Below are 26,165 nucleotides of genomic sequence, written 5' to 3'. Positions count from 1 at the left end.
CTAGGCCCCCGAAAGCTCCTCCAACGTCCGCCCACGGGTTTCCATCCCGAACGCCCAGACGACCAATGCGGCAACGCCAAAGCACAGCGCCCCCAGGGCGAAGACGCCGCCCTGGCCGGTGAGCGGGAAGATCAGACCGGTCAGTGTCGGGCCGAGCAGTGAGCCGACCCGACCGATGGCCGAGGCGAACCCTGAGCCGGTAGCGCGGGCTGAGGTGGGGTAAAGCTCCGGCGTGTAGGTGTAGAGCACCGCCCACATGCCGAACAGGAAGAACTGCATCAGCAGCCCGGTGCCGATCAGCAGCGCCAGGTTGCCGCCGAACACGGCGCTCTGCCCGTAGCAGAACGCCATGATACCGCCGCCGAGCAAAGTCATGATGCAGGTCGGCTTGCGTCCCCAGCACTCGACCAGCCAGGCGGCCACGAGGAATCCGGGGATGCCGCCCAAGGAGATCAGCACGGTGTAGTACACCGACTGGGTCACGGCGAAGCCCGATTGCTGCAGCAGGGCGCTGAGCCAGGAGGTCAGGCCGTAGAAGCCCAGCAGCGCGAAGAACCAGACGCTCCAGATCATCAAGGTGCGCTGGCGGAAACGTGGCGACCAGAGTTCGCCGAACGCGGTGAACAGGCTCGGTTCGCGAGCCGCCTGGCGCGGCATGCGCACGGGCTCGGGCAGCTCCGAGGTGCCCAGGGACGCCATCACGCGTTTCTCGATGCCGCGCAGCACCTCGTCCGCTGCCTTGAGCTTGCCGACCTGCTCCAGCCAGCGCGGCGACTCGGGAATGAAGAAGCGGATCATGAGCACGAAGACCGCCGGGAAGGCCAGCACCAGGAAGATGTCACGCCAACCGATGCGCTCCAGCAGCAAGTAGGAAAGCAGCCCAGCGGCGACGAAGCCCAGCGGCCAGAAGCCGTCCATCAGGGCGATGTAGCGGCCACGGCGCTTTGCCGGAATCATTTCCGAGAGCAGCGACTGGGCGATGGGGAACTCCATGCCCATGCCGATCCCGAGCAGGACGCGATACAGGGTCAGGGTCTCGACATCCTGAGCGGTGGAACACAGGTAGCTGGCTACCCCCCAGAGCACGATGCTCCATTGGAACACCGGCTTGCGTCCGAAGCGGTCGGCGAGCATCCCCGAGGAGGAGGCGCCGAGCACCATGCCGAAGAAGCTGGCACTGGCCAGCAGTCCCGCCTGGGCACTGCTGAGACCGAACTCGGCTTTGATGGAGCCCAGCAGGAAGGTCATCATCGCCAGGTCCATCGAGTCGAAGAAGAACGCCAACGCGATGATGATGAAGATCAGTCGGTGGTAACCGCTGAGAGGTAGACGTTCGAGGCGCTCGGCGGCGCTATAGCCCGGGGCATGCATGGGAGTCCCTTCCGTAGTCGGCTGTTGAGGTCAGCCCGAGTATGGTCAGGGAGGGGGAGCCGATATGCACTGGTTGCGACCTTGCGACAACCCGGACCGACCTGGCCGGGGCCCAACCTCAGCTCACTCGTCCAGTTCGGCAGGGCGTCGGCGTTGGCCGGTGACCATCGACCAGGGCAGGTTCTCGCGCAGGCGAAAACTTTCCACGATGGCGGCGAAGACATGCAGGCAGGCCAACGCGAACACGCTGTCAGCCATGAATACATGGATATCCCGGGGCAGGTCCTCACCCCAGAAGTAGTCGATCTCTTCCATCAGGAAGCCGCTGATGCCGAGGCCGGTCATCAACAACAGCATCAGAATCATCACCAGACCGCCCAGGGGCGAGTGACCGAGGTGATGCATATGACCGCCCCTGACCAGCACCCGCAAGTGCCTGGCGAGGCGCGTCGGAGTCGGCCAGAAGTCCACCCAACGCGCGGAGCGAGGGCCGACGAAACCCCACACCAGCCGTACCAGCACCGCCGCCAGTGCGGCATAGCCGAGCCAGCGGTGCCAGCCGTCGCCGGCTTCGTTGAGGAAGTAATCCCCGATGAAGGCGGCTACCAGGATCCAGTGGCAGATGCGCACCAACGGGTCCCATAGGCGCAGGGTTTCGCTCGACAAGTATCAGTCCTCAATCTCTTCCTTGATCACTTTGCCGCTGACCGGGTCGAAGTAGACCTCGACCTTGCGCTTGTCCTTGTCCCAGCCATAGATCTCGTAGCAGTTGCCGCCGGTGACCTTGAACTTCTTGATGTCGTAACCCTGAGCCTTCAGGTTCTCCTGGAACTTGGCCTGGTCCTGCCATTGGGCCTTGTCAGTGGTGGTGCACTCGGGGCCGGCAACAGCGAGCGGGCTGGCCAGAACCAGAGAAAGGAGCAGAAGTTTGCGCATGGGTGACACCTCGAATTGTTATTGAGTCAGCGAGAGCGAATGTTAGAACTTCTCATTCACTCAAAGGGATGCGCAGCTTAAGTGAAGCCACCGAGCCTGTCACCGGGCATCGCCGCATGGGCACGTTGCAAGTCATTACAGCCAAGGCTCATCGGGCAGGCGCACACCGCACAGCGACGCCGTCCGAACCCGTGCCAGGGGCAGGCCGGATGCAGATAAGGCTCAGCGGCGTCAGCTCACCCTGGCGACGGCAGCGCAGGCAATTGCCGGGAAGCGCCTATCAGTACTGTTCCTCTTCCTCTTCCTCTTCCTCTTGCATCGCGTCGCCGCTAACGGGATCGAAATAGATCTCGACCTTGCGCTTGTCCTTGTCCAGGCCGTAGATCTCGTAGCAGTTGCCGTCCGTGACCTTGAATTTCTTGATCTCGTAACCCTGGGCCTTGAGGTTTTCCTGGAACTTGGCCTGGTCCTGCCACTGGGCCTTGTCGGCGTTGGTACACAGTGGGCCGCCAAGCGCCATTGGGCAGGCAATGGTCAGGAGGAGCAGCGGAAGTGCGCGCATGATGGTGCCCTCGAGTCGGTATTGGCAGGGCGCGGCGAAATGTTAGAAGTTCTCATTTCCCTCGACCTGGGCTGAAGCTTAGGCGAGCCGGTATGGCGCGTCGCCAACGCTCGTCGCCGACGACCAGCACGACAGCGCCGAGACCTTGCCTTCGACCATCAGTCGGGAGGTTGACCTGGATCATTTTCTGCCATCAGGCCAGGTCTACACTCTGATCTCCCCCGTACATTTTTGGGAGATGTCTGAGGTGAAAATACTCGTTCGTCCAACCTCTACCCCCCAAGGAACTGCCTGGCAGGTATGCCTCGACCAGCATGCAGTCAGCTTCCGCAACGAGGCGGAAGCGCGCCAGTTCGTCAGTGTCCTGGAGGCCCGTTTGAAAGCCCCCCACGTCCTTCCCAGTTGGCCCCAACGCGCTGCCGGTTAAAGCACAGGGCTGTTTCGGCCCAGGTGCCAGGTCAATACCGAGCAGCCAACCGCCGCTATCCCGCATAGACCGATGACCATCGCCATCGGCATCGCCGTGCCGTCATGCAGCACGCCAACCAGTGTGGCGGCCCCCGCCGCCACACTGAACTGCAAGCTGCCCATCAATGCCGAAGCGCTGCCTGCGTTCTGGCCCTGGCCGGCCATGGCGCATGCCGAAGCATTGGGCAGGATGCAGCCGAGGCTGGCCATGCAACCGAACAGCGGTAGTAACAACGGCCAGAGCGCATCAGTGCGCTGATAAGCCACCAGCACCAGCGCCAGCGCGCAGACCAGGTAGAACCACACGATCCGACGCATCCAGAACGCCGGACCACGCCAGCGCATGAGGTACGCGTTGACCTGCGCGGCAAGGATGAAGCCCGCCGCGTTGGCACCGAACAACCAACCGTAATTTTCCGGCGGCACGCCGTAGAGCTGGATGAACACAAAGGGCGAGCCGGCGATGTAGGCGAACATCCCGGCAATTGCCAGGCCGCCGGTGAGACCGAACGCAATGAACTGGCCATCCTTCAACAAGCGCAGGTACTGGCCTGCCGCGCCTCGTAATGGCGCACGCGGGCTTTCCGAGGCGAGGGTTTCCGGCAACCAGAAGGCTATGCCGAGCAGCACCAGCGCGCTGAACAGCGTCAGCCCATAAAAGATCGAGGACCAGCCGAACAGGTCGAGCAGGAGGCCTCCCCCCAGCGGTGCCAGGATCGGCGCCAGGCCCATCACCAGCATCAGTTGCGAGAACACCTTGGCCGACGAAATCGGGTCGCACAGGTCACGAACCACCGCCCGCGACACCACCATCCCGGCACAGCCGCCCAGGGCCTGGGCGAAGCGGGCACCGATCAGCCACTCCAGGCTCGGTGCCAGGGCACAGGCGATGGACGCGAGGATGAATATCGCCACGCCGACCAACAACGGCTTGCGTCGGCCGAAGCGATCCGCCAGCGGGCCGTAGATCAGTTGCCCGATGGCCAAGCCGATAAAGTAGGAGGCCAGGCTCAGCTGGACATGTTCGACATCGGTGGCGAATGCCTCGGCCAAGGCCGGGAAACTGGGCAGGTAGAAATCGATGGCCATGGGGCCGAAGGCGCTCAATGCACCTAGGATCAGCAGAATCCGGAAAGTCATGGTCAGGGCCGGCGCCATCCATTGCGGAGAAGGCGCCAGATAGTAGCAGGGGTTGGGAGTGGCATTGTGCCGAGAACATTTTTCTGTGGGGGGTGAATTCATTCGCTAACCGGTCCGGCAGGCCCGGCCATCGCCCCCACCCGGGGCGCTGCGCGCCCCTTTGTCAATGAATTTGCACCCACGACACGCATGCCAACCGTTAGCTAGCCCTCATGCACCTGCTCGGCCTTGGGCGCCTTCTTCTGCGCCATCCAGTCCGATGCTTTCTCCACGAGCATGAAGAACATCGGAATCATGAAGGTCGCCAGCACGGTCGCCGCCAGCATGCCCCCGATCACCCCGGTACCAATGGAGTGCCGGCTCGCCGAACCCGCGCCAGAGCTGATCGCCAGCGGTACGCAGCCAAGAATGAAGGCCAGCGAGGTCATGACGATGGGACGGAAGCGCAGCTTGGCGGCCTCCAACGCTGCCTGTGCCGGGCCCATGCCTTGCTCGCGGCAAAGCACGGCGAATTCGACGATGAGGATTGCATTCTTCGCCCCCAGACCAATCAGGGTCACCAGACCGACCTGGAAGTACACGTCGTTCTGGATGCCCCGCAACCACACCGCAAGGATGGCGCCGAATACCGCGAAAGGTACGGCAGTCACAACCGCCAACGGCAACGTCCAGCGCTCGTACTGGGCGGCGAGGATGAGGAACACCATGATCAGGCCAAAGACGAAAGCGATACTGCCGGAGCCCTGGGTGCCCAGTTCCTGGAAGGCCGACCCGATCCATCCAAGGCTGTAGTCCTCACCCAGCACCTCATCGGCCACCTCCTGCATGGCCGCCAGCGCCTGCCCGGAGCTGTAGCCCGGCGCCGGGCCACCCAGCACCTTGGCGGCCGGGTAGACGTTGAACCGCGCATAGGAGTCAGGCCCGAGGATGCGCTCCACCCGAACCAGGGACGACAGCGGGACCAGATCATCGCTGGCCGAGCGCACATAGACCTGGCTCAGATCCTCCGGCTTGCGACGGAACTCCGACTCCGACTGCAGGCTGACCTGCCAGGTGCGGCCATAGAGGTTGAAGTCGTTGACGTAGTAGCTGCCGAAGGTGGCCTGCATGGCGGTGAACACATCGTTGATCGCCACGCCCAAGGCCCGCGCCTTGGTGCGGTCCAGGTCGATGTAGTACTGCGGCACGTTGGCGTTGAAGGTGCTGTTGACCCCCGCCAGTTCCGGCCGCTTGGCCGCCGCCGCCAGGAACTTCTGCACCACTTCCTGCAGCTGCATGGTGGTGCCACCGCTGCGATCCTGGATGTAGGCCTCGAAGCCGCCGGTGGTGCTCATGCCGGAGATCGGCGGCGGGTTGAAGGTCATCACCAAAGCGTCCTTCTGACCGGCCCCCATGGCCATGAAGGTGCGTGTCAGGTTGCGCGCGTCCAGTTCCGGGGTAGTGCGTTCGCTCCAGTCCTTGAGCGGAATGAAGGACACGCCGGCATTGCTGCGCGTGCCGAAGGTGAGGATGTCGAAGCCGGCGAAGGTCACCACATCCTGCACCGCCGGGTGCTCCATCAACTGCTCGGTGACGGCACTGGTGACCTGCTCGGTGCGGGTCAGCGAGGCCGCAGGTGGAAGGAAGTACGCGTTGAGGACATAGCCCTGGTCCTCATCGGGTACCAGGGAGCCGGGTACCCGGCCGAAGAGAATGACCAGCAGGACGATCATTCCACCGAACAGCGCCAGCCCGAGCAGCGAGCGCTTGAGGAAGAACTGCACGCCTGCGCCGTACCCTTCCGTCATACGATCGAACAAGCTGTTGAACCAGCGGAATGGCGCAATTGGCTGCCCATGGCCGGGCTTGAGCATCAAGGCGCAGAGCGCTGGCGACAGCGTCAACGCGACGATGCCGGAGATCACCACCGACACTGCGATGGTGATGGCGAACTGTTTGTACATCTGCCCCGCCAGACCGCCGAGGAAGCCCACCGGGATGAACACCGCGCAGAGCACCAGGACGATGGCGATGATCGGACCGGTCACCTCCTCCATAGCCTCGATGGCGGCCTCCCGCGGACCGATCTTCTTGGTCGCCATGACCCGCTCGACGTTCTCGATCACCACGATGGCATCGTCCACCACGATACCGATCGCCAGCACCATGCCGAACAAGGTCAGCAGGTTGATCGAGAAGCCAAGAGCGTACATGCCGGCGAAAGTACCGATCAGCGAAACCGGAATCGCGAGCACTGGAATCAGCGTGGCGCGCCAGTTCTGCAGGAAAATGAAGACCACCAGCACCACCAGCACCAGGGCTTCGAAGAACGTGTGGATCACCTCCTCGATCGAGACCTCCACGAATTTGGTGGTGTCGTAGGGGATCTTGTAGGCGATGCCGCCGGGGAAGCGTTTGGACAGTCGTTCCATGGTCGCCTTGACGGCTTCCGCAGTGTCCAGGGCGTTGGCACCGGGTTGCAGGTAGATGCCGAAGGCGGCGTTCTGCTGGCCGTTGAGGGAAGTCATCAGCGAGTAGGACTGGGCCCCCAGCTCGACCCGCGCCACGTCTTTGAGCAACAGGCTGGCGCCGGTGGCGTCGGATCGGAGGATGACTTGCTCGAATTCTTTCGGATCGGTGAAGCGGCCCTGGGTCGTCACCGTGTAGGTGAAGTCCTGGGGTTGGTTCAGCGGCTGCTGCCCGAAGTTGCCCGCGGCGAACTGCGAGTTCTGCTCGCGAATCGCGTTGACCACATCGGTCGGGGTGAGGTTGTACTGCGCCAGCTTGTCCGGCCGCAGCCAGATGCGCATGGAATAGTCCTTGGAGCCGAACTGGCTGGCATCACCGACGCCGGGAATGCGCTTGAGTTCGTCGATCACGTTGATCAGCGCATAGTTGCTGATAAAGATCGGGTCGCGGGAATTATCCGGCGAGAACAGGGTAACAACCTGGAGGATGTCGGAGGATTTCTTCTCCACCTTCACCCCCTGCCGCCGCACTTCCTCCGGCAGCTTGGCCAGGGCGGCCTGAACCTTGTTGTTGACGTTGATGGTGGCCTGGTCCGGATCGGTACCGACCTGGAAGTAAACCGTCAGGCTCATGGCACCGCTGCTATCGGAGTTCGACAGCTGGTAGATCATGCCTTCGACACCGTTGATTTCCTGCTCCAGCGGAGCGGCGACGGTTTCCGCGATGACCTGGGAACTGGCGCCGGGGTATGACGCGCTCACCGAAACCTGCGGCGGCAGGATTTCCGGGTACTGGGCAATGGGCAACGCGCGCATGGCAGCGAGGCCGGCCAGCACGACGATGATGGAGATAACGGCGGCAAACACCGGCCTGTCGATGAAGAAGCGCGAGATCACGGCGGCGCTCCTTCAGGATTTCTTCGTGGACTGATCGGCGACGGTGCCGGCCTCGATGGCCTTCACTGGCGAGTCCGGACGCACCTTGGGCAAGCCTTCGACGATCACGCGCTCACCGTCGCTCACCCCCGATTCGATGACCCAGCGGCCATCACGGGTGTCACCGGTCTTCACCTGCCTGACCCGTGCCACGCCTTCGGTATCCACCACGTAGACAAAGGTGCCGCGTGGCCCCTGGGCCAGGGCCCGCTCCGGAACCGTGACGACTTCCCTGCGATTGAATCCCTTCACCAGGACGCGGACGAACATACCGGGTAACAGCTTCTGTTCCGGATTGGGGATGACTGCGCGGGCACTGACGGTTCCGGTGCCGGTGTTGACGAAACTGTCGGTGAAGTCCACCCGCCCCGACAGCGGATAGGTCGAACCATCGCCGAACTCGACATCGGCGCTCAACAAGCCATCCGGCGGGAGTTCCAGCTTGCCACTCTTGACCCCCTCACGAAGGCGCTCGGCTTCGGTGTCCGGGTAGGCGAAGTTGACGTAGATGGGATCGAGTTGGGTCAGCTGGGTCAGCAGGCTGGAGTTGGGGTCTCCGGCCACCACCAGGCTGCCTTCGGAGCGGGTTTCCTTGCTGGTCATACCGGAGATGGGCGCTTCGACGGTGGTGTAGTCGACATCGATCTGCCGCGCCTTGACCTCGGCCTGGGCGGCCTCTACGTTGGCCTTGCTCTGTTCGAAATTGGAAATGGCATTGTCCAGCTCGCTTTCACTGGCATAGCCCTTCTTCTGCAGTTCGCGGGTACGTTTGAGGTCGCGCTCGGTCTGCCGGTAGCGGGCCTGCTCCTGGGCCAGCGCACCCTTGGCCCGGGCCAGCGCAGCCTCATAGGTGCGCGGGTCGATGCGAAACAGCACCTGCCCCTGCTTGACGCGACTACCTTCCTGATAGGTACGTTGCTGCAGGATGCCACTCACCTGGGCCCGAACTTCCACTTCGCGATAACCCGCCGTACGTCCTGAATACTCGAGTACCAGCGGCAGGGACCCAGCCTTGGCGATCTCCACCACCACTTCCGGTACGGGTGGGGCGCCCGATGGAGCATCTGCGGCTTTGGCCCCCCCTGCCAAAGCCATCAGGAGAGTGAGGCTGATGGGGAATAAACGGGCAAACGGCATAAGGTGTCTCCATACGACGCCGGTTGGGCAAGCGATCTAGCGATGCATTTACGTGCACCTTTGTTTGTAAACAGGGTTTTCCGCGCAATAATCGGTACACTCTGTTCCCCAAATAAGAAGCCTAGACAGTATTAGCCCAACTGCTATGCGCAGAACAAAAGAAGAAGCCGAGAAAACCCGCAGCGCCATCCTCTCTGCCGCCGAACTGTTGTTCCTCGAGCACGGTGTCGCCCATACGTCGCTGGAACAGATTGCTCGTGCTGCCGGGGTGACCCGTGGCGCGGTTTATTGGCATTTCCAGAACAAGGCCCATCTGTTCCACGAAATGCTCAACCAGGTGCGACTGCCTCCGGAAGAAATGACCGAACGCCTGAGTGGCTGCGGCAACCAGGACCCCTTGCGAGCCCTGCGCGACCTCTGCGTGGAAGGTGTCGTCAGCCTGGCGCGCGATCCGCAGCGCCAGCGCGTGATGAACATCCTGCTGCACCGTTGCGAATTCACCGCAGAACTGCGCGAAGCGGAGGAACGCCACCGGGACTTCGTCAATCAGTTCATTCAACTGGGTGAGCAACTCTTCGCTCGCCCTGGCTGCCTGGAGCGCCTGCGAGCCGGACTGACCCCGCTGCAGGCCTCGCGCGCCGTGCATGCCTTGGTGATCGGCCTATTCATCGACTGGACACGCGACCCCGGCCTGTTCGATCCGCTGCGCGATGCCGAACCCATGGTCGATGCGTTGTTCGCCGGGCTGGTGCGTGACTGGGAGTGACACGGGCCATGATGGATGTGCGCAGCAACTTCCACCGTTGGCCCACGCCCTGCCTGAAGTGGCAGCCAGACGAGTGGACTCAGGCCGTCTCGACCTGATACCCCTCCTCGCGAATGGCCGCCACGACCTGTTCCTCGGCCAGCCGGCTGGCGACCCGCACCTCGCCTGCTGCCAGATCGACCTGGACTTCGGCGGCCTTGTCCAGAGCCTGGACCGCCTGAGTGATGGCGCGCACACAATGGCCGCACGACATTCCCTGAACCTTGAATACCTGCATGATCGAACTCCGTTTGTGGATAACGCTGACAGTCTCACCCTTGCCATGATGGCAAGGTCAAGACCGACCGAAATGCTCCTACACTGCAGGAACAGTGCCTTGCCGGAGAGCGCACCATGCCTGGCTTTCGTTCCAACCTGCTGCTCGCCCTCGCCTTGCTCACCGGCATGCAAGCGGCTGGTGCGCGGTCCCAGGTCGACTATGGCGTGTTGATCATCTCCCGCGAGCGGGTCGAGTTGGCCACCGCCTGTGACGTGGGTCTCTACCTCCAGGACCAGCTGGCTGCACGCCTGGTGCAAGGCCAGGCGGTCTCCTTCAACCTGCCGCCGGGCCCGCTCTCCATCCGCCTGAGCCTGCTGGGGCCCGGTCCTTGCAAACCAGGCATCGAACAGTTGCGCCAGCAGTCCGTCACCTTGGTGGCCGGTGAAGTGCGCAAGTTCCGACTGGTACAAAGCACGGAAGGCTTGTATCTGGTGCCGACAACGGCGCGGCAGTGACACCGCTCTCCCGCTCCCCAGCCCATCGCCGGTGGTGTTTCCTTGTAGGAGCCAGGGGGACGCCGAGTTCTTGCTGGCGAAGGCGGGGCCAAGTTCGCGAGCAAGCTCGCTCCTGCGGGAACGGCAGAAACGTAGGTTGGGCTCCGCAAAGCCCAGCCGCGCAACCGGCGAACGCAGAAGCCCCTTGACCTTAACCTCATGTCAAGGTTGATCCTATCCTTAATCCAAGGAGGATCGTCCCATGTCCAGCCTTACCACCATCGACCTGCCCATCAGTGGAATGACCTGCGCCAGTTGCGTCGGCCGCGTCGAGCGCGCGCTCGGCAAGGTACCCGGCGTGCAGGCCGCAACAGTCAACCTGACCACCGAACACGCCCGCGTCGAAGCCTCGGGTGACAGTCTCCCGGCACTGATTGCAGCCGTCGAAGCAGCCGGTTACGAAGTGCCGAGCCAGCGTCTGGAACTGGCCATCACGGGCATGACCTGCGCGAGCTGCGCCGGCCGCGTCGAGCGGGCCCTGCGCAAGGTGCCCGGCGTCGCCGATGTCACCGTCAACCTCGCCAGCGAACGAGCCCACCTGCAACTCTTCGGCCAGCCCGATAGCAATGCGCTGATCCGGGCCGTGGCTGTGGCCGGCTACCAGGCGAGGCTAATCGATGCAGGCCACCCGCCCGTCGACGATGCCGAAACCCGACTACATCGCGAACGCTGGGCCGTGTTACTGGCGATCGCACTGGCCCTGCCGTTGGTGGTGCCCATGGCGCTGGAATGGCTGGGCATCCACTGGATGTTGCCGGCTTGGGTGCAGTTCGCCCTCGCCACGCCGGTGCAGTTCGTCCTCGGCGCGCGGTTCTACCGTGCAGCCTGGAAAGCGGTCAGGGCTGGTGCGGGCAACATGGACCTGCTGGTAGCCATCGGCACCAGCGCTGGCTATGGGCTGAGTGTCTACCAATGGTGGGCCACACCAGCAGGCGGCATGCCACACCTGTATTTCGAGGCCTCCGCCGTGGTCATCGCCCTGGTCCTGCTCGGCAAATACCTGGAGAGCCGCGCCAAACGCCAGACCAGTTCTGCTATCCGCGCCCTCGAAGCCCTTCGCCCGGAGCGCGCCACCCGATTGAGCAACGGCCAGGAGGAAGACGTCGCCATCGTTGCGTTGCGCCTCGACGATGTGCTGGTAGTCAAACCCGGCGAGCGCTTCCCGGCCGACGGTGAAGTGATCGAAGGCCAAAGCCATGCCGACGAGGCGCTGATCAGCGGCGAAAGCCTGCCCGTGGCGAAGCAGCCGGGTGACAAGGTAACCGCCGGGGCCATCAACGGCGAAGGCCGCCTGCTGGTCCGCACCACCGCTCTCGGTGGGGAGACCGTGCTGGCGCGGATCATCCGCCTGGTGGAAGACGCACAGGCCGCCAAGGCACCGATCCAGAAACTGGTGGACAAGGTCAGCGAGGTCTTCGTACCCGCGGTACTGCTGATCGCTCTGGTCACGCTCACCGGCTGGCTACTGGCGGGAGCGCCCCTGGAAATCGCACTGATCAATGCGGTGGCCGTATTGGTCATCGCCTGCCCTTGCGCCTTGGGCCTTGCCACGCCGACAGCGATCATGGCCGGCACCGGCGTCGCCGCCCGTTACGGCATCCTGATCAAGGACGCCGAAGCACTGGAAGTGGCCCACGGCGTTAATGTGGTGGCCTTCGACAAGACGGGCACCCTTACCTCCGGGACTCCGCGAATCGCCCACCTCTCGGCCGAGAACGGCAATGAAGCAGAACTGCTGAAACTGGCCGGAGCCCTGCAGCGCGGCAGTGAGCACCCGCTGGCCAAGGCGGTGCTGGACGCCTGCGCCGAACGCCAACTGGCGGTGCCTGCAGTGGACGAGAGCATGGCACTGGCCGGGCGTGGAATCCAGGGGCGCGTGGATGGCCGTCTGCTGGCCCTGGGCAACCTCCGCCTGCTGCAGGACAAAGGCCTGGACGCCGGGGTGCTGACCGCCAAGGCCGACGCCTGGGAAGGCGAAGGCCGTACCCTGTCCTGGCTGCTGGACCTCGGCCCACAGCCGCACGTCATCGGCCTGTTCGCCTTCGGCGACACACTCAAGGAGGGCGCTGCCGAAGCACTGGAAGCCCTGCGCGCGCGGCATATCCAGAGCCACCTGATCACCGGCGACAACCGTGGCAGCGCCCGGGTGGTGGCCGAGGCCCTGGGGATCGACTCGGTCCACGCCGAAGTGCTGCCGGCGGACAAGGCTGCCACGGTGGCCGCGCTCAAGGCACGAGGCATGACGGTGGCCATGGTCGGCGACGGCATCAACGACGCCCCGGCCCTGGCCGCCGCCGATGTTGGCATCGCCATGGGCGGCGGCACGGATGTCGCCATGCACGCCGCCGGCATCACCTTGATGCGCGGCGACCCACGCCTGGTACCCGCGGCCCTGGATATCTCCCGACGCACCTATGCGAAGATCCGCCAGAACCTGTTCTGGGCGTTCATCTACAACCTGGTCGGCATCCCGCTGGCAGCCGTCGGACTGCTCAGTCCGGTGGTGGCGGGCGCCGCCATGGCCCTGTCCAGCGTCAGCGTGGTGAGCAACGCGCTGCTGCTGAAAACCTGGAAGCCAAAGTAATGACCCCAACGAGCGCGCCCCCGAGGGACAGCAAATGAACATCGGCCAAGCAGCGAAGAAAAGCGGGCTGACCGCCAAGATGATCCGCTACTACGAGAGTATCGGCCTGCTGCCCGCTGCGGGTCGTACCGACAGCGGATATCGCCAGTACAGCAGCCAGGACCTGCACACCCTGGCCTTCATCAAGCGCTCCCGCGACCTGGGCTTTTCACTGGAGGAGGCCGGCAAGCTGCTGCAACTCTGGCAAGACCGCCAGCGCGCCAGCGCCGATGTGAAGGCCCTGGCGCGCGATCATATCGATGAACTCAACCGCAAGATCGCCGAACTGGCCAGCCTGCGGGACACCCTGCAAGAGCTGGTCGATTCCTGCCAGGGCGACCACCGCCCGGATTGCCCGATCCTCAAGGATCTGGAGTCAGCCGGCTGCTGCCACTGAATGCCATGTAGCGCAAATCGCCAATTCCGGACCAGCCTCGCCTGGCTATGCCATCCGCCCCGCCAATGTCCCACAGGCAGGAGAATGAGTGCGCCAAACCTGTCATATGCGGGTTGAGTGCAGCGATACCCAACAGCCGCAGCTCAGCCCTGCCGCAGCCGCTCCGCCGCGTCCCGCAGGATACGCTCGGTCCCCTCCCAACCCAGGCAGCCGTCGGTGATCGACACGCCGTAGCGCAGGTCGCAGGACAACGCTTGCGCACCGTCGAACAGGTGGCTCTCCAGCATCACGCCGCGCAGCGCCTCCTGCCCGGAAAGGCGCTGGCTGATCACATCTTCCAGCACGGCTGGCTGGCGCAAGGGATCCTTGCTGCTATTGGCGTGACTGCAGTCGACCAGGATGCGCGCGGCGATGCCGAGTTTCTCCAGACCAGCACGGGCCGACTGCACGCTGGCCGCATCATGGTTCGGTCCTTGGTGGCCGCCGCGTAGCACCAGGTGGGTATCCGCATTGCCAGCCGTTTGCACCAGCGCCGGCCGGCCATGGCCATCGATGCCGAAGTGCTGGTGCGGATGAGCCGCCGAGCGCATGGCGTCGGTGGCGATGCCGAGGCTGCCGTCGGTGCCGTTCTTGAAGCCCACGGGCAGGTCCAGCCCGCTCACCAGTTCGCGATGGATCTGCGACTCGCTGGTGCGCGCACCAATGGCCGCCCAGCTCAGCAGGTCATCGAAGTAACCGGCCACCAGCGGTTGCAGCAACTCGGTAGCCAACGGCAGGCCCAGCTCGGCGATTTCCAGCATCAACCGACGGCTCAGCGCCAGCCCCTCGGCCATGTCACCACTGCCATCCAGGTGCGGGTCGTAGACCAGGCCTTTCCAGCCCACTGTGGTACGCGGTTTCTCGACGTAGGCACGCATCACCAGCAGGAGCTGGTCGCTCACCTGTGGCGCCAGCACCGCCAGGCGCTGAGCGTAGTCGAGGGCAGAATCGGCGTCGTGGATGGAGCAAGGCCCGACCACCACGAGCAGGCGCGGGTCCTCGCCATCCAGCACGGCGCGGACGGCCTGGCGCTGGGCCTGGATCTGCTGGGCAATGGCGATGTCCAGCGGCAGGCGCTGGCGCAGTTCGGCGGGGGTGGGCAGCGGTTGGGTGCTGCGCGATGACGGAACGGAAGCTTCCAGCGCAATGGCGTGGAGCGGCTGTACAGTAATGGGCAGAACGGATACGGACGAATTCATGACTGGCTTCCTCGGCCGGCGCGGCTTGCTCCGCGCGCGGCGCGCTAACTGGGTGTTCGACTCAAATGGATGGCGGCATTGGCAAAGCGGCTAAATCGCCAGTCGGAGTTGCGGTAATAGGTCGGGTAGGTGCGATAGCTGATCATGGTGCGATCCTGTGTGACGTTTGCTTGGCCTTGTGGGCTCTGGAAAAAACAAAACCCCCGGTCGGGTTGCCGACCGGGGGTTTCGTGGTGCTTCGGTAGGCGACCCTTTGAGGTGGGCCGCCTGATTGGGTATCAGGTCAGCCCGTGGCTAAACCAATACCCATGGAAATAGCTGGCCGCAGCGGCCACCCGCACGCGCGCCGGGGCCGAGGCCTGGCAAGCGGTGGACGGGATGGAAGCGAGGTGCGGCATGACGATCTCCGAAGCGAATGCTGGCCAACTTACTGCATCGCTCGCTGCTGTTCAATCACTGATTTCTATCGGGGAGTTCGGGCTTTCGCTACCATGCCCGGTACGCGTTTTCAGGAAGCCGCCATGACCGACCTTCATTTCCCCCTCGCCGCCGTAGTCGGCGCCGATGAGCTGAAACTGGCGCTGTATCTCGCGGCCATCGACGCAGGCCTTGGCGGCGTGCTGATCGAGGGGCCACGCGGCATGGCCAAGTCGACCCTGGCGCGCGGTATCGCCGAACTGCTGCCGGAGGGGATCTTCGTCACCCTGCCGCTGGGCGCCAGCGAAGAGCGCATCGTCGGCACCCTGGACCTGGACGCCGCGCTCGGCGAAGGCCGCGCGCAGTTTTCCCCCGGCGTGCTGGCCAAGGCCCACGGCGGCGTGCTCTACGTCGACGAGGTCAACCTACTGCCCGACCATCTGGTGGACCTGCTGCTGGATGTGGCCGCAAGCGGCGTCAACCTGATTGAGCGCGACGGCCTCTCCCACCGCCACCCGGCGCGCTTCGTGCTGATCGGCACCATGAACCCCGAAGAAGGCGAGCTGCGCCCGCAACTGCTGGACCGCTTCGGCCTCAAGGTCAGCCTCAGCGGCCAGCCGCAGCCGGCCGAACGCGCCGAGATCGTCCGCCGCCGCCTGGCCTTCGATGCCGATCCACAGGCATTCATTGCCCGCTGGAGCAACGAACAACATGCCCTGGCCCAGCGCTGCCGAGATGCCCGCCAGCTTCTGCTGAACATTCCGTTGGATGATGTCGCCCTGGACGAGATCGCCCGTCGCTGCTTCGCCGCAGGAGTCGATGGCCTGCGCGCCGATCTGGTCTGGCTACGCGCTGCCCGTGCCCATGCCGCCTGGCGCGGTGCCGGACACATTGAGCCGCAAGACATCGACGCCGTCGAACACTTCGCCCTCGCCCACCGTCGTATGCACACGCCGCCACCGAAGGCGGCGCAACCGCCGCAATCGCCACCCTCCGGCCCTGCTGAGACGCAACCCGATTCTGGCGAAGGCCAATGGGGTGAACTGCCTGCACAAGCAGTGCCGATGGGTGCCACGCGCGAGTTGCCGAGGTGGCCAAAAAAGCCCTGAGCATCCGCCCGCGCACGGTCACTGGCGCGGATGCCCAACCCAGACCCGGCGCACTCGGCGCGGGCCGCAGCGGAACCCTGCGCGCTGGTCACGAAGGCGCTATTCAATGGCTCCCGACCCTGCTGCGCGGCCGCCCGCGCAAGGTGGCCGACCTCGTGCGCCGCCCACGCAGCCAGCGCCCGAATGAACTCTGGCTGGTGATCGTCGACGCCTCCTCCTCCACCCGGCGCCACGGTGCATTGGCTCAGGCCAAGGGGCTGCTGGCCGGGGTGTTCGAATCCGCCTACCGCCAACGCGCCCGCCTCGCCGTGCTCCGCGCCACCGGCTGCCAGCCCCATTGGCTCTGGCAAGGGCAGAAAGCCTCGCCGGCCCTGCACCATTGGCTCGGCGAGCTTGGCGCAGGCGGTGGGACGCCACTCATCGAAGCCTTGCAGCAAGCGAGCTACTGGCTGGAGAGTCGGCAGCGGCTGAAGCCGATGGAACAGCAGCGCCTGCTGATTCTCACGGATGGGCGCTTGAAGGATTGGGCGAGGCTAGAGCCGCTGACCTGCCCAACCGTGTTGGTCGATATCGAGGGCGGACCGGTCAGGTTGGGCCGGGCGAAGCGCCTGGCAGAGGAGTTGGGGGCGGAGTATCGACCGATTGCCTACCTGTAGGTTGAGTTGAGTAACGCGATACCCCACCTGCAAAACTGACGAGGCTGGGGGTGAGGGAGCCCTGGTTCTAACTCCGACGCCCTAAGACCGCATCAACAACTCCGGCACATCCCGCCCTTCCACAATCCGTTCCTGCACCAGCCGCACCACCTCCTCCTGGTTACGAATCCGGTACCACTCCCCTTCCGGATAGAGGCTCACTGTCGGGCCATCGTCGCACGGGAACTGGCATTGGGTGCGGGTGATGTGGACACCTCCCGCGCATTCCAGCTTGCCGGCGACCTTGAGCTGCTCACGCAGACTTTTCCACAGCGGCAGGGCGCCGCGACGGGTGCAGCGTGGGCCGTTGCACAGCAGCAAGCGCTGACGGTGCGGCGGGATGCAGGACCAGGCGTGGTGCTCCGGCAACTCCGGCACGCCGACGCAGGCGAGGTGCAACTCGCCACGCTCGGCCAGGGCGCAGGCAGCCGCGGCCGGGTCGGCGTCGAACTGCCCCAGCAGGCTGGCGGCGAACAGCTGGTCCGGCTGCGTCTGCTTGCCCAGCTCGCTGCGCAGCCAGTCCAGGTGTTGCGCGGAGGATTGCGGGTCGAGGTCGATCACCAGCAGCGGCCGCTCGCTCTCGGCAGCGCGATCCCACAGCGACGCATAGCCAGCGGACGTGTCGATGATATCGGCCAGCGCCACCTCACCGCGAAGTGCAACGAGTTGGCAGCGGAAAAGTTCGGCGAAGGAGCCCTCGGTGAGGTCCGGCCCGGCGAAGAGCACGCGGGCATATGCAGCTGGGGTCATGGGATTTCCAGGTAAGTCGCGAGGCCCTGCCAGAGGGCTTCGGTCGAATCAAATTCACGATCAACGGGGGGCAGCTCGGGACGCTTGAGGATCAGCACAGGCAACCCCCGCTCACGAGCCACCTGCAGTTTGGGCTCGGTGGATTGGCTGCCACTGTTCTTGCTGATCAGCACATCACTGCCCAGCCGCGCGAATAGTTCGCGCTCCCCTTCCAGACTGAAGGGCCCGCGCGCGCCGATCACCTCGGCGCGTTCGGCCCCGGGCAGGCTTTGCAGGCAGCGCACCGTCCAATGCTGGTGTGCGGGAACTTCATGCAGGTGCTCCAGGGGTTCGCGGCCAAGGGTGAAGAGCGGCCGGCGGAAGTCTCTCAGCGCCTCGATCAGCCCCGGCCAGTCGGTTACTTCTCGCCAATCATCGTCAGGGCCAGCCTGCCAGCCAGGACGGCGCAGCGCCCAGCAAGGAACACCCGCCAAGCGCGCGGCTTGCGCGGCGTTGCGGCTGATCTGCGCGGCGTAAGGATGGGTAGCGTCGATCAGGAGGCCAATGCCCTCATCGGCCATGTAGCGAGCCAGTCCCTCGGCACCGCCGTAACCGCCGACACGAACCTGGCAGGCGAGGTCGTCCGGCACCTTGCCAAGGCCGGCCAGGCTGTAGACGTGATCAGGGCCAAGGCGGCGCGCGATGGCCAGCGCTTCGCTGACACCGCCCAACAGGAGGATTCGCTTCATCGAGTCTCCACGGCCTCACCGACGATGTTGCCCTGGCGGTCGATGGCGAAGACTTCCAGCGCCACCTGCACCGGCACGATCGAGCGGGCGAAGGCCAGCGCATGGGCACACACTGCATCGCCCAGGCGGATCCCTGCCTTGCTGGCCAGCGCTTGTGCCTGCTGGCTGGTGTTGGCCTCGCGCATGGACCGTTGCAGCTCGGCCGAAGCGCCGAGCTCGCCGGCCCAGGCGGCCAGTTGCGACAGGTCGATGCTGGAACTGCGGCTGTGCAGGTCGAGGTGGCCAGCAGCGAGTTTGCTGATCTTGCCGAAGCCACCGCACAGGCTGAGCTTGTCCACCGGCGCCTTGCGCAAATGCTTGAGTACGGCGCCGACGAAGTCGCCCATCTCGATCAGGGCGGTGTCATCCATGTGATAGCGCTGGCGCATGGCATCTTCGCTGGCGTTGCCGGTGCAGGCCGCCAAGTGGGTGAAGCCGTTGGCGCGGGCAACGTCAATGCCCTGGTGGATAGAGGCGATGTAGGCCGAGCAGGAAAACGGTCGGACGATACCGGTAGTACCAAGGATGGAAATACCACCGAGAATGCCCAGGCGCGGGTTCATGGTCTTCAGCGCCAGCGCCTCGCCGCCTTGCACGCAGACAGTGACCTCGAAGCCGCCCACATAGCCCTGTTCGGCGGCGAGCCGGGTCAAGTGCGCGGTCATCATTTGCCGGGGCACCGGGTTGATTGCCGGCTCGCCAACGGCCAGGACCAGCCCCGGTTTGGTGACGGTGCCGACGCCGGGGCCTGCGCGGAAGTGCACACCAGGCTTGGCAACGAGGCGGACCTGGGAATAGATCAGCGCACCATGGGTCACGTCCGGGTCATCGCCGGCATCCTTCAGCGTTCCGGCTTCCGCGCCGTCTTCGCTCAGTCGGCAGAACTCCAGGCGCATCAACACCTGCTGGCCCTTGGGCAGGCAGATTTCCACCGCATCCATGGCCGCCCCGGCCAGCAGCAAACGCGCCGCGGCCAGGCTGGTGGCGGTGGCGCAACTGCCGGTGGTGTAGCCGCTGCGCAGTGGCGCGGGTTTTTCAGCAGTTTCGTCACGCATGAGAGATGCCGCTTGGCCGATGCATCATGGTTTGGTGATTTCCAGCAGCGTAATCGGCAACGCCGAACGCCAGGTATCGAAGCCGCCGAGCGGCTGGGCCTGGGCGATGGCGATGCGGGTCAGCGCGCCGCCATGGCGTTCGCGGAAAGCTACCAGAGCCGCCTCACTCTGCAGGGTCACGGCATTAGCCACCAGGCGACCACCCGGTTTGAGCTGCGCCCAACAAGTGTCGAGCATGCCGGGCTCGGTGACGCCGCCGCCGATGAAGATGGCGTCCGGCGCGGGCAGGCCGTCCAGAGCAGCCGGTGCCTCGCCGGCCACCAATTGCAGGCCCGGAACGCCGAGGGCGTCGCGGTTGTGCTGGATATGCGCTTGGCGCGTCTCGTTCGCCTCGATGGCGATGGCGCGGCAACTGGGATGGGCGCGCATCCACTCGATGCCGATGGAGCCGCAGCCGGCTCCCACGTCCCAGAGCAGCTCACCTGGCTGCGGTGCCAGCCGCGCCAGGGTAACGGCGCGCACGTCGCGCTTGGTGAGCTGGCCGTCATGGCGGTAAGCGTCGTCCGCGAGACCCGTGGTGAGCGCAAGGCGGCGGGCGTTATCGCCGGCCACGCACTCCACCGCCACCAGGTTCAGCGCGGCGGCCTCGACCAATGACCACTCCGCAGCGATGCCGCCGATGCGCCGCTCGCGCTCACCGCCGAGGTGTTCCAGCACCGTCAGCCGGCTAGGGCCGAAGCCCCGCTCCACAAGCAACGCGGCAATGGCTGCCGGGCTGCTGCCGTCATTGCTCAGCACCAGCAGGCGGGCGCCAGGGTGGATCTGCGCATGCAACGCGGCCAGGGGCCGGGCAACGACAGAGAGGAGACTGACATCCTGCAGCGGCCAACCCAGACGCGCCGCCGCAAGAGAATAGGAAGAAGGCGCCGGCAGCACGCGCAGTTCATCGACCGGCAGCTGACGCGCCAGGCTGGCGCCCACGCCGAAGAGCATGGGGTCGCCGCTGGCGAGGACGCAGACCGGCGTGCCGCGTTTTGCCAGCGCCGGCCCCAGGGAGAAGGGGCAGGGCCAAGGCGTGCGCAGGGCCCTGATGCAGTGCGGCAGCAGATCGAGCTGGCGCGGCCCGCCGATCACCTCTGCGGCGGCAAGCAAGGCACGGCGCGCGGCCTTGCCGAGACCGGCATAACCGTCTTCGCCGATTCCGATCACTGTCAGCCAGGGCTGCATGTAGGGCTCCTGTAATGGATAGCGCCAGCACCGTTCAGCTTCCGACACAGACTGTGCGAAAACGTCGCGGGCGAAGGTTAGGCGAGGCGCAACGCAGCGAAGCGGAGCAACAGCCAAAGGCTGACCCGCAGGGCGAGCGAAGCGAGTAAAACAGCCAAAAAACGCAGTTTACGAGTGGTAAGTGAGCATTTTGAGGCTGGTTTCAAAACGGCATAACCGAGCGCAACAGTTTTCAGACAGTCTGGACAAGGAGCCTTTTCATACGCCTGGCCAAAGCGGGCATAATACCCCCTTCATTGGTTGCTGGAGCGGAACTTGATGCGCTCCAGCCTAAGAGGGAACACGGCTGAACCGTGGCTGCCCCCGCAACTGTAAGCAGCGAGTCCATGCATTATCAGGTTGTGTGAAAACGTCGCTCGACGGAGCGCAGCAGTTTTCACGCCGCCTGATCAGGCCACTGGGAAACCGGGAAGGCCGCAATGGACGAGGACCTGCCAGCCAGGAGACCTGCCAGTGAATCCAGTCGTGAGTGCACGCATCGGGCGGGGTGTATCGATGCCGCAGTTGTCCCTCGGGTAGGGGCAGCCGGGTCACCGCGACGCCAACCTCGGTGACCCTGTGAAACACGTCTTACCCAGCACCAGCGCGTCCCCTCGCCCGTCAGCCTGTCCCGGGCTATCGCGCATTGTTCCAGCACAGGATGGTGGCATCTGCCGCATCAAGTTGCCCTGTGGCCGGCTGACATCTGTCCAGGCCCACGCCGTGGCTGAAGCCGCGACGGCCCACGCCAACGGGGTGATCGAGACGACCAATCGGGCCAACCTGCAAATTCGCGGGGTAAGGCCTGGCGCCGAAGCGGCCCTGGTCGACCAACTGCTCGCCGCTGACCTCGGCCCCAGCACCCCAGGGGCTGACGATGTGCGCAACCTGATGGTCAGCCCCGCTGCCGGGCTCGACCCTGCCGCCGTTGTGGATATCTCGTCGCTGGCCGATGACCTGCTCGCCCTGCTGCAGAACTCGCCGCGCTTCCACGCCTTGTCGCCCAAGTTCGCCCTGCTGCTGGACGGCGGTGAGCAACTGGCCATGCTGGAGCACCCGCACGACATCTGGCTGTCGGTGATGGTCGGCGGCCCGACGCCACAGATTGCCTTCGGCCTGGCAGGCTGCCCGCCGCAACGTGCGGACGAGCCGGACGCTCTGGCGGCGGTACGCATCTGCCAGACACCGCAGTTGGTGGAAGCACTGCTCGACCTGTTCCTCGAGCTCGCCACGCCCGAGCAGACGCGCATGCGTCACCTGCTCAAAGCGCACCCTGCCGGCGACTTGCTGATGCGCTTGCAGGCCCGCCTGGACTTTCCCCTGCTGCCGGCCGGGCATTGGCGCCGCCCAAGCCCACCGGCCGGACTGCACATTGGAACGCAGCCACAACGCCAAGCCGGATTGAGAATGGTCGGCGGTGTGCCTGCCGTGGGCCGGTTGACGGCGGAGCAGCTCGCCAGACTGGCCGACCTGGCCGAAACCCGGGGCGATGCCAGCTTGCGCCTGACTCCCTGGCAATCCGTACTGCTGCCAAATGTTCCCGAGCAAGCGATCAGCCTTGTACTGCAGCAGCTTGAAGACCTCGGCCTGGCCATCGACGCTCGCTCGCCCCTGGCCTGGCTGATCGCCTGCACCGGCTCGACCGGCTGTGCGAAAGGCCTGGCCGACACCAAGGGCGATGCCCTCTGGCTGGCCTCGCATCTCGGCCCCCTCCCCGGCCTGCACCTCAGCGGCTGCCCACGCTCCTGCGCCGCAGCCCATGTGGCACCGCTGACCCTGCTGGCCGTGGGCCCGGGCCGCTACGACCTTTATCAACGCGAAACCGGTGACAACGGCTTCGGCCGCCTGCTGACGCGCAACCTGACCATCCAGGAGGCTGCCGAGCGCCTGGCCTCCTCTCCTGACACCTGGAGCCCCACCCATGCTTGAGTACATCCGCGATGGTCAGGAGATCTATCGCAACTCCTTTTCCATCATTCGCGCCGAGGCCAACCTGGCCGGCATCCCCTCCGACCTGGAAAAACTCGCGGTGCGGGTGATCCATGCCTGCGGCATGGTCGATGTGGTGGAAGACCTGCGTTTCTCCCCGGGCGCTGGCGCTGCGGGTCGGGCGGCTATCGCCGCCGGCGCACCGATCCTCTGCGATGCGCGCATGGTCGCCGAAGGCATCACCCGCGCACGCCTGCCGGCGAACAACCGGGTCATCTGCACCCTCAATGATCCCGACGTGCCGGAGCTGGCCCGCGAACTGGGCAACACCCGATCGGCCGTCGCCCTGGAGCACTGGCGCGAGCATCTGGAAGGCAGCGTGGTAGTGATCGGCAATGCCCCCACCGCGCTCTTCTATCTGCTGGAAATGCTCGCTGCCGGTGCGCCGAAGCCGGCGCTTATCCTCGGTTTCCCGGTGGGTTTCGTCGGTGCCGCCGAGTCCAAGGACCTGCTCGCTGCCGATAGCCGCGGCGTGCCTTATGTGATCGTACGCGGGCGCCGCGGCGGCAGCGCCATGGCGGCGGCAGCGGTCAATGCGCTGGCCACGGAGGTCGAATGATGAGCGGCAAGGGACGTTTGATCGGCTTGGGTGTCGGCCCCGGCGACCCGGAACTGATCACCCTGAAAGCCCTGCGCCTGCTGCAGTCGGCGCCAGTGGTGGGCTATTTCGTGGCCAAGGCGAAGGCCAGCAAGGGCCACGGCGGCAACGCCTTCAGCATCATCGAGGGTCACCTCAAGGACGAGCAGCAGCGCATGCCGCTGGTCTACCCGGTGACCACCGAAAAACTCGAGCCGCCGCTGAGCTACGAAACCGTCATCAGCGACTTCTACGACACCGCCGCCGAGCAGGTGGCGCTCCATCTGGAGGCAGGCCGCGATGTAGCCGTGATCTGTGAGGGCGACCCGTTCTTCTACGGCTCCTACATGTATCTGCATGACCGCCTCTCCGGCCGCTACGAGGTGGAAGTAGTGCCCGGCGTCTGCTCCATGCTGGGCAGCGCGGCGGTGCTCGGCGTGCCGCTGGTGTACCGCAACCAGAGCCTCTCGGTGCTGTCCGGCGTATTGCCGGAAGACGAGCTCAAGGCGCGCCTGCGCCAAGCCGAGGCGGCCGTGGTGATGAAGCTCGGCCGCAACTTCGACAAGGTCCGCCGCGTGCTGGTCGAACTGGGCCTGGCCGACCGTGCGCACTATGTGGAGCGCGCGACCATGGCCAATCAGCGCATCGTGCCGCTGGATGAAGTGGACCCGATGGCCTCGCCTTACTTCTCGATGGTCGTCATCCCCGGCGAGAAGTGGAGAGGCTGATGGAACCGCACAACGCCCCCACCATCGTCCTGCTGGGCAACGCCGGTCTGCCGGTTGCGAAGCGCATCCAGACGCTTTATCCACAGGCGCGCATCCTCGGCCTGGAGCAGCGCGTGGAGGGCGCCGATGCCCAATACGCGGAATTCGGCGAGACCCTGCGCGAGCTGTATCGCAACGACACGCCGATCATCGGCCTATGCGCAGCCGGCATCCTGATCCGCACCCTGGCCCCCCTGCTCGCAAGCAAGGGCGCCGAGCCGCCCGTGCTCGCCGTGGCCGAAGATGGCAGCGCCGTGGTGCCGCTGTTGGGTGGCCTCGGCGGGGTCAATCGAATGGCCCGCGAGATCGCTTCCGCGCTGGAAGTAGCGCCAGCGATCACGACCAGCGGCGAGTTGCGTTTCGGCACCTGCCTGCTAGACCCGCCAGCCGGCTATGCGCTGGCGGACATTGAACAAGGCAAGCGCTTCGTCTCCGACCTCCTGGGCGGCGAGGCCGTGCGCGTCGTGGGCACTGCGCCCTGGCTCGATGCCGCGCGGCTGCCGCTGGCCGACGAAGCGCAGCGGGTTATTCACATCACCGCGCAGGATCGCCTGGCGCAGCGTGATGAGCTGCTAATCCACCCACAAGTGGCGATTGCCCAGGTCGATGGCCCGGTATCGGCAGAGGCGGTACGCCAGGCTCTGGCCGGCACCGGGCTCGCCCCACTGTCGCTGGCCTGCCTGCTCGCCGGACGCGAGTACATGGCCGACAGCCAATTGCACGCCGCCGCTAGAGCGCTTGGAGTGCCGCTGCGCTTCATCACCGACGACAGTACGCTGCCACCGTTGCACCAGCAGATCGGCGACATCCGCCTGCTGGTCGCGCAACAACCGCTGGACCCGGCCCACATCGGCCAGCCGCGCGGACGCCTGACCGTGGTCGGCCTCGGGCCCGGGGCAGCCGAGTTCATGGTGCCGGCCACCCGCCAGGCACTGGACGAGGCCGAGGACCTGCTCGGCTACGAAACCTACGTTCGCATGGCCGGCCCCTTCCGCCCGGAGCAGGTGCTGCATTGCACTGATAACCGCGAAGAAATGCAGCGCGCCCGCCACGCCTTCGAACTGGCCGCCAGCGGACGCCGCGTGGTGGTGGTGTCATCCGGCGACCCGGGCGTGTTCGCCATGGCTGCCGCCGTACTGGAAGCGCTGCACGAGTCCGACGATCCAGACTGGCAACGCGTCGAGCTCCAGGTGTTCCCGGGCGTCTCTGCGGCCCTGGCCACTGCCGCCAAGGCCGGCGCGCCGCTGGGCCATGATTTCTGCCTGCTGTCGCTGTCGGACAACCTCAAGCCATGGGAGGTGATCGAGCAGCGCCTCGACCACGCTGCCGCCGCTGACCTGGCAATGGCCTTCTACAACCCGATCTCCAAGGCCCGCCCCTGGCAGCTCGGCCGCGCACTGGAAATCGTCGCCCGCCATCGCCGTCCAGAGACCGTGGTGGTCCTCGGCCGCGACATCGGTCGGCCGGCGGAAGCGCTGACGGTGACCAGCCTCGGCGAACTCCAGCCGGAGCAGGTAGACATGCGCACGCTGGTGATCATCGGTTCGTCATTGACCCAGCGGTTCAGTAAGGCCAATGGCAGCGAGTGGGTCTACACGCCGCGCTGGTATCGCTGAGAGCAAGGCTTTCTCTCGTAGGAGCTAGTGTCCTGTTTGCCAAGTTCGTTGACTTTAATCCGAGCGAGCAAGCGCTGGTCTCCCTTCTCCCTCCCAAAGGAGCGCGCGCAGTCCTTGCTTGGGCTCACCCCTCGCCCCATGGGAGAGGGGCCGAGGGTGAGGGCGGGTGGGCCCTGCTGGAGTTTCAGGGCGAGCACCAATCGCAAATGAATTCCCACAAGACAGTCTTGCCTCCTCCCAACTCACGATCTCGTCCAAACAAAAAAATCACGGCGCACTCGTGGTGCGCCGTCACTGCGAGTCGGCAGTTCAATGACGTGGGG

The 26,165-nt window shown here is 65.2% G+C and carries 24 protein-coding genes and 1 riboswitch; of the genes, 11 read left to right on the top strand and 13 right to left on the bottom strand.

The window, feature by feature from the left end:
- The 4 genes from J7302_RS17845 to J7302_RS17830 all read right to left on the bottom strand — a co-directional run bounded on the left by J7302_RS17845 (position 1) and on the right by J7302_RS17830 (position 2,869).
- Entirely contained in the window at positions 1-1,371 is a 1,371-nt protein-coding gene (locus tag J7302_RS17845) for an MFS transporter (protein ID WP_215377681.1), read from the bottom strand.
- Positions 1,372-1,494: 123 nt separating this feature from the next.
- On the bottom strand, positions 1,495-2,037 hold the full coding sequence (locus J7302_RS17840) for a cytochrome b/b6 domain-containing protein (RefSeq protein WP_215377679.1): 543 nt from the start codon (positions 2,035-2,037) through the stop codon (positions 1,495-1,497).
- Positions 2,038-2,040: 3 nt separating this feature from the next.
- On the bottom strand, positions 2,041-2,307 hold the full coding sequence (locus J7302_RS17835; RefSeq protein WP_215377676.1) for a PepSY domain-containing protein: 267 nt from the start codon (positions 2,305-2,307) through the stop codon (positions 2,041-2,043).
- A gap of 280 nt (positions 2,308-2,587) precedes the next feature.
- Positions 2,588-2,869 (bottom strand): PepSY domain-containing protein, encoded by a 282-nt coding sequence (locus J7302_RS17830; RefSeq protein ID WP_215377674.1) that lies wholly within the window; start codon positions 2,867-2,869, stop codon positions 2,588-2,590.
- A 247-nt stretch (positions 2,870-3,116) separates the two neighbouring features.
- On the opposite strand from J7302_RS17830, the gene J7302_RS26595 reads away from it, so the two are divergent.
- Entirely contained in the window at positions 3,117-3,296 is a 180-nt protein-coding gene (locus J7302_RS26595; protein WP_349814462.1) for a hypothetical protein, read from the top strand.
- Here J7302_RS26595 and J7302_RS17825 read toward each other — a convergent pair.
- The 3 genes from J7302_RS17825 to J7302_RS17815 form a co-directional block, all read right to left on the bottom strand.
- Positions 3,293-4,477 carry a multidrug effflux MFS transporter gene (locus J7302_RS17825; RefSeq protein ID WP_215377672.1) on the bottom strand — a complete coding sequence of 395 codons (1,185 nt, stop codon included), beginning with the start codon at positions 4,475-4,477 and terminating at the stop codon, positions 3,293-3,295. The genes J7302_RS26595 and J7302_RS17825 overlap by 4 nt on opposite strands.
- A gap of 203 nt (positions 4,478-4,680) precedes the next feature.
- The gene (locus J7302_RS17820) at positions 4,681-7,821 is read right to left on the bottom strand and encodes an efflux RND transporter permease subunit (RefSeq protein WP_215377669.1); all 3,141 of its coding nucleotides are present in this window, start codon (positions 7,819-7,821) and stop codon (positions 4,681-4,683) included.
- Positions 7,822-7,833: 12 nt separating this feature from the next.
- Positions 7,834-8,997 (bottom strand): efflux RND transporter periplasmic adaptor subunit, encoded by a 1,164-nt coding sequence (locus J7302_RS17815; protein ID WP_215377667.1) that lies wholly within the window; start codon positions 8,995-8,997, stop codon positions 7,834-7,836.
- A 145-nt stretch (positions 8,998-9,142) separates the two neighbouring features.
- Here J7302_RS17815 and J7302_RS17810 point away from each other — a divergent pair, with 145 nt between their 5' ends.
- The gene (locus tag J7302_RS17810) at positions 9,143-9,763 is read left to right on the top strand and encodes a TetR family transcriptional regulator (protein ID WP_215377665.1); all 621 of its coding nucleotides are present in this window, start codon (positions 9,143-9,145) and stop codon (positions 9,761-9,763) included.
- Between the two features lie 79 nt (positions 9,764-9,842).
- Here J7302_RS17810 and J7302_RS17805 read toward each other — a convergent pair whose 3' ends face one another.
- Positions 9,843-10,040 carry a heavy-metal-associated domain-containing protein gene (locus J7302_RS17805; protein ID WP_215377663.1) on the bottom strand — a complete coding sequence of 66 codons (198 nt, stop codon included), beginning with the start codon at positions 10,038-10,040 and terminating at the stop codon, positions 9,843-9,845.
- A gap of 116 nt (positions 10,041-10,156) precedes the next feature.
- Here J7302_RS17805 and J7302_RS17800 point away from each other — a divergent pair, with 116 nt between their 5' ends.
- The 3 genes from J7302_RS17800 (at position 10,157) to cueR (ending at position 13,596) form a co-directional block, all read left to right on the top strand.
- Positions 10,157-10,537 carry a hypothetical protein gene (locus tag J7302_RS17800; RefSeq protein WP_349814461.1) on the top strand — a complete coding sequence of 127 codons (381 nt, stop codon included), beginning with the start codon at positions 10,157-10,159 and terminating at the stop codon, positions 10,535-10,537.
- Positions 10,538-10,778: 241 nt separating this feature from the next.
- Entirely contained in the window at positions 10,779-13,160 is a 2,382-nt protein-coding gene (locus J7302_RS17795; protein ID WP_215377661.1) for a heavy metal translocating P-type ATPase, read from the top strand.
- Between the two features lie 34 nt (positions 13,161-13,194).
- On the top strand, positions 13,195-13,596 hold the full coding sequence (cueR, locus tag J7302_RS17790; protein WP_215377659.1) for a Cu(I)-responsive transcriptional regulator: 402 nt from the start codon (positions 13,195-13,197) through the stop codon (positions 13,594-13,596).
- Positions 13,597-13,739: 143 nt separating this feature from the next.
- On the opposite strand, the gene J7302_RS17785 is transcribed toward cueR, so the two are convergent.
- Complete coding sequence (locus J7302_RS17785) at positions 13,740-14,834, bottom strand: 3-deoxy-7-phosphoheptulonate synthase (protein ID WP_215377657.1); 1,095 nt, start codon at positions 14,832-14,834, stop codon at positions 13,740-13,742.
- Between the two features lie 521 nt (positions 14,835-15,355).
- Here J7302_RS17785 and J7302_RS17780 point away from each other — a divergent pair.
- A complete protein-coding gene (locus J7302_RS17780) occupies positions 15,356-16,360 on the top strand; it encodes an ATP-binding protein (RefSeq protein ID WP_215377655.1) in 1,005 nt (334 codons plus the stop codon).
- Complete coding sequence (locus tag J7302_RS17775; protein ID WP_349814460.1) at positions 16,342-17,016, top strand: vWA domain-containing protein; 675 nt, start codon at positions 16,342-16,344, stop codon at positions 17,014-17,016. Before J7302_RS17780 ends, J7302_RS17775 begins: the two co-directional genes overlap by 19 nt.
- Positions 17,017-17,097: 81 nt before the next feature.
- Here the strand turns inward: J7302_RS17775 and J7302_RS17770 are convergent, their stop codons facing one another.
- From J7302_RS17770 to cbiE, 4 genes are read right to left on the bottom strand one after another with little or no spacing between them, the layout of a single operon-like run.
- On the bottom strand, positions 17,098-17,805 hold the full coding sequence (locus J7302_RS17770; RefSeq protein WP_215377653.1) for a (2Fe-2S) ferredoxin domain-containing protein: 708 nt from the start codon (positions 17,803-17,805) through the stop codon (positions 17,098-17,100).
- Positions 17,802-18,533, bottom strand: a complete 732-nt coding sequence (locus J7302_RS17765) for a cobalt-precorrin-6A reductase (RefSeq protein WP_215377651.1) — start codon at positions 18,531-18,533, stop codon at positions 17,802-17,804. The genes J7302_RS17770 and J7302_RS17765 overlap by 4 nt, the downstream gene beginning before the upstream one ends.
- Positions 18,530-19,627 carry a cobalt-precorrin-5B (C(1))-methyltransferase gene (locus tag J7302_RS17760; RefSeq protein WP_215377648.1) on the bottom strand — a complete coding sequence of 366 codons (1,098 nt, stop codon included), beginning with the start codon at positions 19,625-19,627 and terminating at the stop codon, positions 18,530-18,532. Before J7302_RS17760 ends, J7302_RS17765 begins: the two co-directional genes overlap by 4 nt.
- 24 nt (positions 19,628-19,651) lie before the next feature.
- Complete coding sequence (cbiE, locus tag J7302_RS17755) at positions 19,652-20,854, bottom strand: precorrin-6y C5,15-methyltransferase (decarboxylating) subunit CbiE (protein WP_215377646.1); 1,203 nt, start codon at positions 20,852-20,854, stop codon at positions 19,652-19,654.
- Positions 20,855-21,134: 280 nt separating this feature from the next.
- A riboswitch (cobalamin riboswitch) is annotated at positions 21,135-21,383 on the top strand.
- Between the two features lie 89 nt (positions 21,384-21,472).
- Here cbiE and cobG point away from each other — a divergent pair.
- Genes cobG through cobJ form a run of 4 tightly spaced genes read left to right on the top strand, consistent with a single transcriptional unit; the run spans position 21,473 to position 25,842 of the window.
- Positions 21,473-22,822 carry a precorrin-3B synthase gene (cobG, locus tag J7302_RS17750; RefSeq protein ID WP_215377644.1) on the top strand — a complete coding sequence of 450 codons (1,350 nt, stop codon included), beginning with the start codon at positions 21,473-21,475 and terminating at the stop codon, positions 22,820-22,822.
- The gene (locus J7302_RS17745) at positions 22,815-23,441 is read left to right on the top strand and encodes a precorrin-8X methylmutase (protein ID WP_215377642.1); all 627 of its coding nucleotides are present in this window, start codon (positions 22,815-22,817) and stop codon (positions 23,439-23,441) included. Before cobG ends, J7302_RS17745 begins: the two co-directional genes overlap by 8 nt.
- Entirely contained in the window at positions 23,438-24,187 is a 750-nt protein-coding gene (locus J7302_RS17740; RefSeq protein WP_215377640.1) for a precorrin-2 C(20)-methyltransferase, read from the top strand. The genes J7302_RS17745 and J7302_RS17740 overlap by 4 nt, the downstream gene beginning before the upstream one ends.
- Entirely contained in the window at positions 24,187-25,842 is a 1,656-nt protein-coding gene (gene cobJ / locus J7302_RS17735; RefSeq protein WP_215377638.1) for a precorrin-3B C(17)-methyltransferase, read from the top strand. Before J7302_RS17740 ends, cobJ begins: the two co-directional genes overlap by 1 nt.
- Positions 25,843-26,165: the final 323 nt, after the last annotated feature.

Origin of the sequence: Metapseudomonas boanensis (assembly GCF_018704125.1) — a bacterium.
GTDB classification, from domain to species: Bacteria; Pseudomonadota; Gammaproteobacteria; order Pseudomonadales; family Pseudomonadaceae; genus Metapseudomonas; species Metapseudomonas boanensis.
This window is presented reverse-complemented; position numbering and strand designations above follow the sequence as displayed.

Coding starts and splice junctions, on each gene's coding strand:
- J7302_RS17795 (WP_215377661.1), top strand. CDS start 10,779: ATGTCCAGCCTTACCACCATCGACCTGCCCATCAGTGGAATGACCTGC.
- J7302_RS17770 (WP_215377653.1), bottom strand. CDS start 17,805: ATGACCCCAGCTGCATATGCCCGCGTGCTCTTCGCCGGGCCGGACCTC.
- J7302_RS17745 (WP_215377642.1), top strand. CDS start 22,815: ATGCTTGAGTACATCCGCGATGGTCAGGAGATCTATCGCAACTCCTTT.
- J7302_RS17780 (WP_215377655.1), top strand. CDS start 15,356: ATGACCGACCTTCATTTCCCCCTCGCCGCCGTAGTCGGCGCCGATGAG.
- cueR (WP_215377659.1), top strand. CDS start 13,195: ATGAACATCGGCCAAGCAGCGAAGAAAAGCGGGCTGACCGCCAAGATG.
- J7302_RS17830 (WP_215377674.1), bottom strand. CDS start 2,869: ATGCGCGCACTTCCGCTGCTCCTCCTGACCATTGCCTGCCCAATGGCG.
- J7302_RS17845 (WP_215377681.1), bottom strand. CDS start 1,371: ATGCATGCCCCGGGCTATAGCGCCGCCGAGCGCCTCGAACGTCTACCT.
- J7302_RS17815 (WP_215377667.1), bottom strand. CDS start 8,997: ATGCCGTTTGCCCGTTTATTCCCCATCAGCCTCACTCTCCTGATGGCT.
- J7302_RS17785 (WP_215377657.1), bottom strand. CDS start 14,834: ATGAATTCGTCCGTATCCGTTCTGCCCATTACTGTACAGCCGCTCCAC.
- J7302_RS17805 (WP_215377663.1), bottom strand. CDS start 10,040: ATGCAGGTATTCAAGGTTCAGGGAATGTCGTGCGGCCATTGTGTGCGC.
- cobJ (WP_215377638.1), top strand. CDS start 24,187: ATGGAACCGCACAACGCCCCCACCATCGTCCTGCTGGGCAACGCCGGT.
- J7302_RS17835 (WP_215377676.1), bottom strand. CDS start 2,307: ATGCGCAAACTTCTGCTCCTTTCTCTGGTTCTGGCCAGCCCGCTCGCT.
- J7302_RS17810 (WP_215377665.1), top strand. CDS start 9,143: ATGCGCAGAACAAAAGAAGAAGCCGAGAAAACCCGCAGCGCCATCCTC.
- J7302_RS17800 (WP_349814461.1), top strand. CDS start 10,157: ATGCCTGGCTTTCGTTCCAACCTGCTGCTCGCCCTCGCCTTGCTCACC.
- J7302_RS17765 (WP_215377651.1), bottom strand. CDS start 18,533: ATGAAGCGAATCCTCCTGTTGGGCGGTGTCAGCGAAGCGCTGGCCATC.
- J7302_RS17760 (WP_215377648.1), bottom strand. CDS start 19,627: ATGCGTGACGAAACTGCTGAAAAACCCGCGCCACTGCGCAGCGGCTAC.
- cbiE (WP_215377646.1), bottom strand. CDS start 20,854: ATGCAGCCCTGGCTGACAGTGATCGGAATCGGCGAAGACGGTTATGCC.
- J7302_RS17825 (WP_215377672.1), bottom strand. CDS start 4,477: ATGACTTTCCGGATTCTGCTGATCCTAGGTGCATTGAGCGCCTTCGGC.
- J7302_RS17740 (WP_215377640.1), top strand. CDS start 23,438: ATGATGAGCGGCAAGGGACGTTTGATCGGCTTGGGTGTCGGCCCCGGC.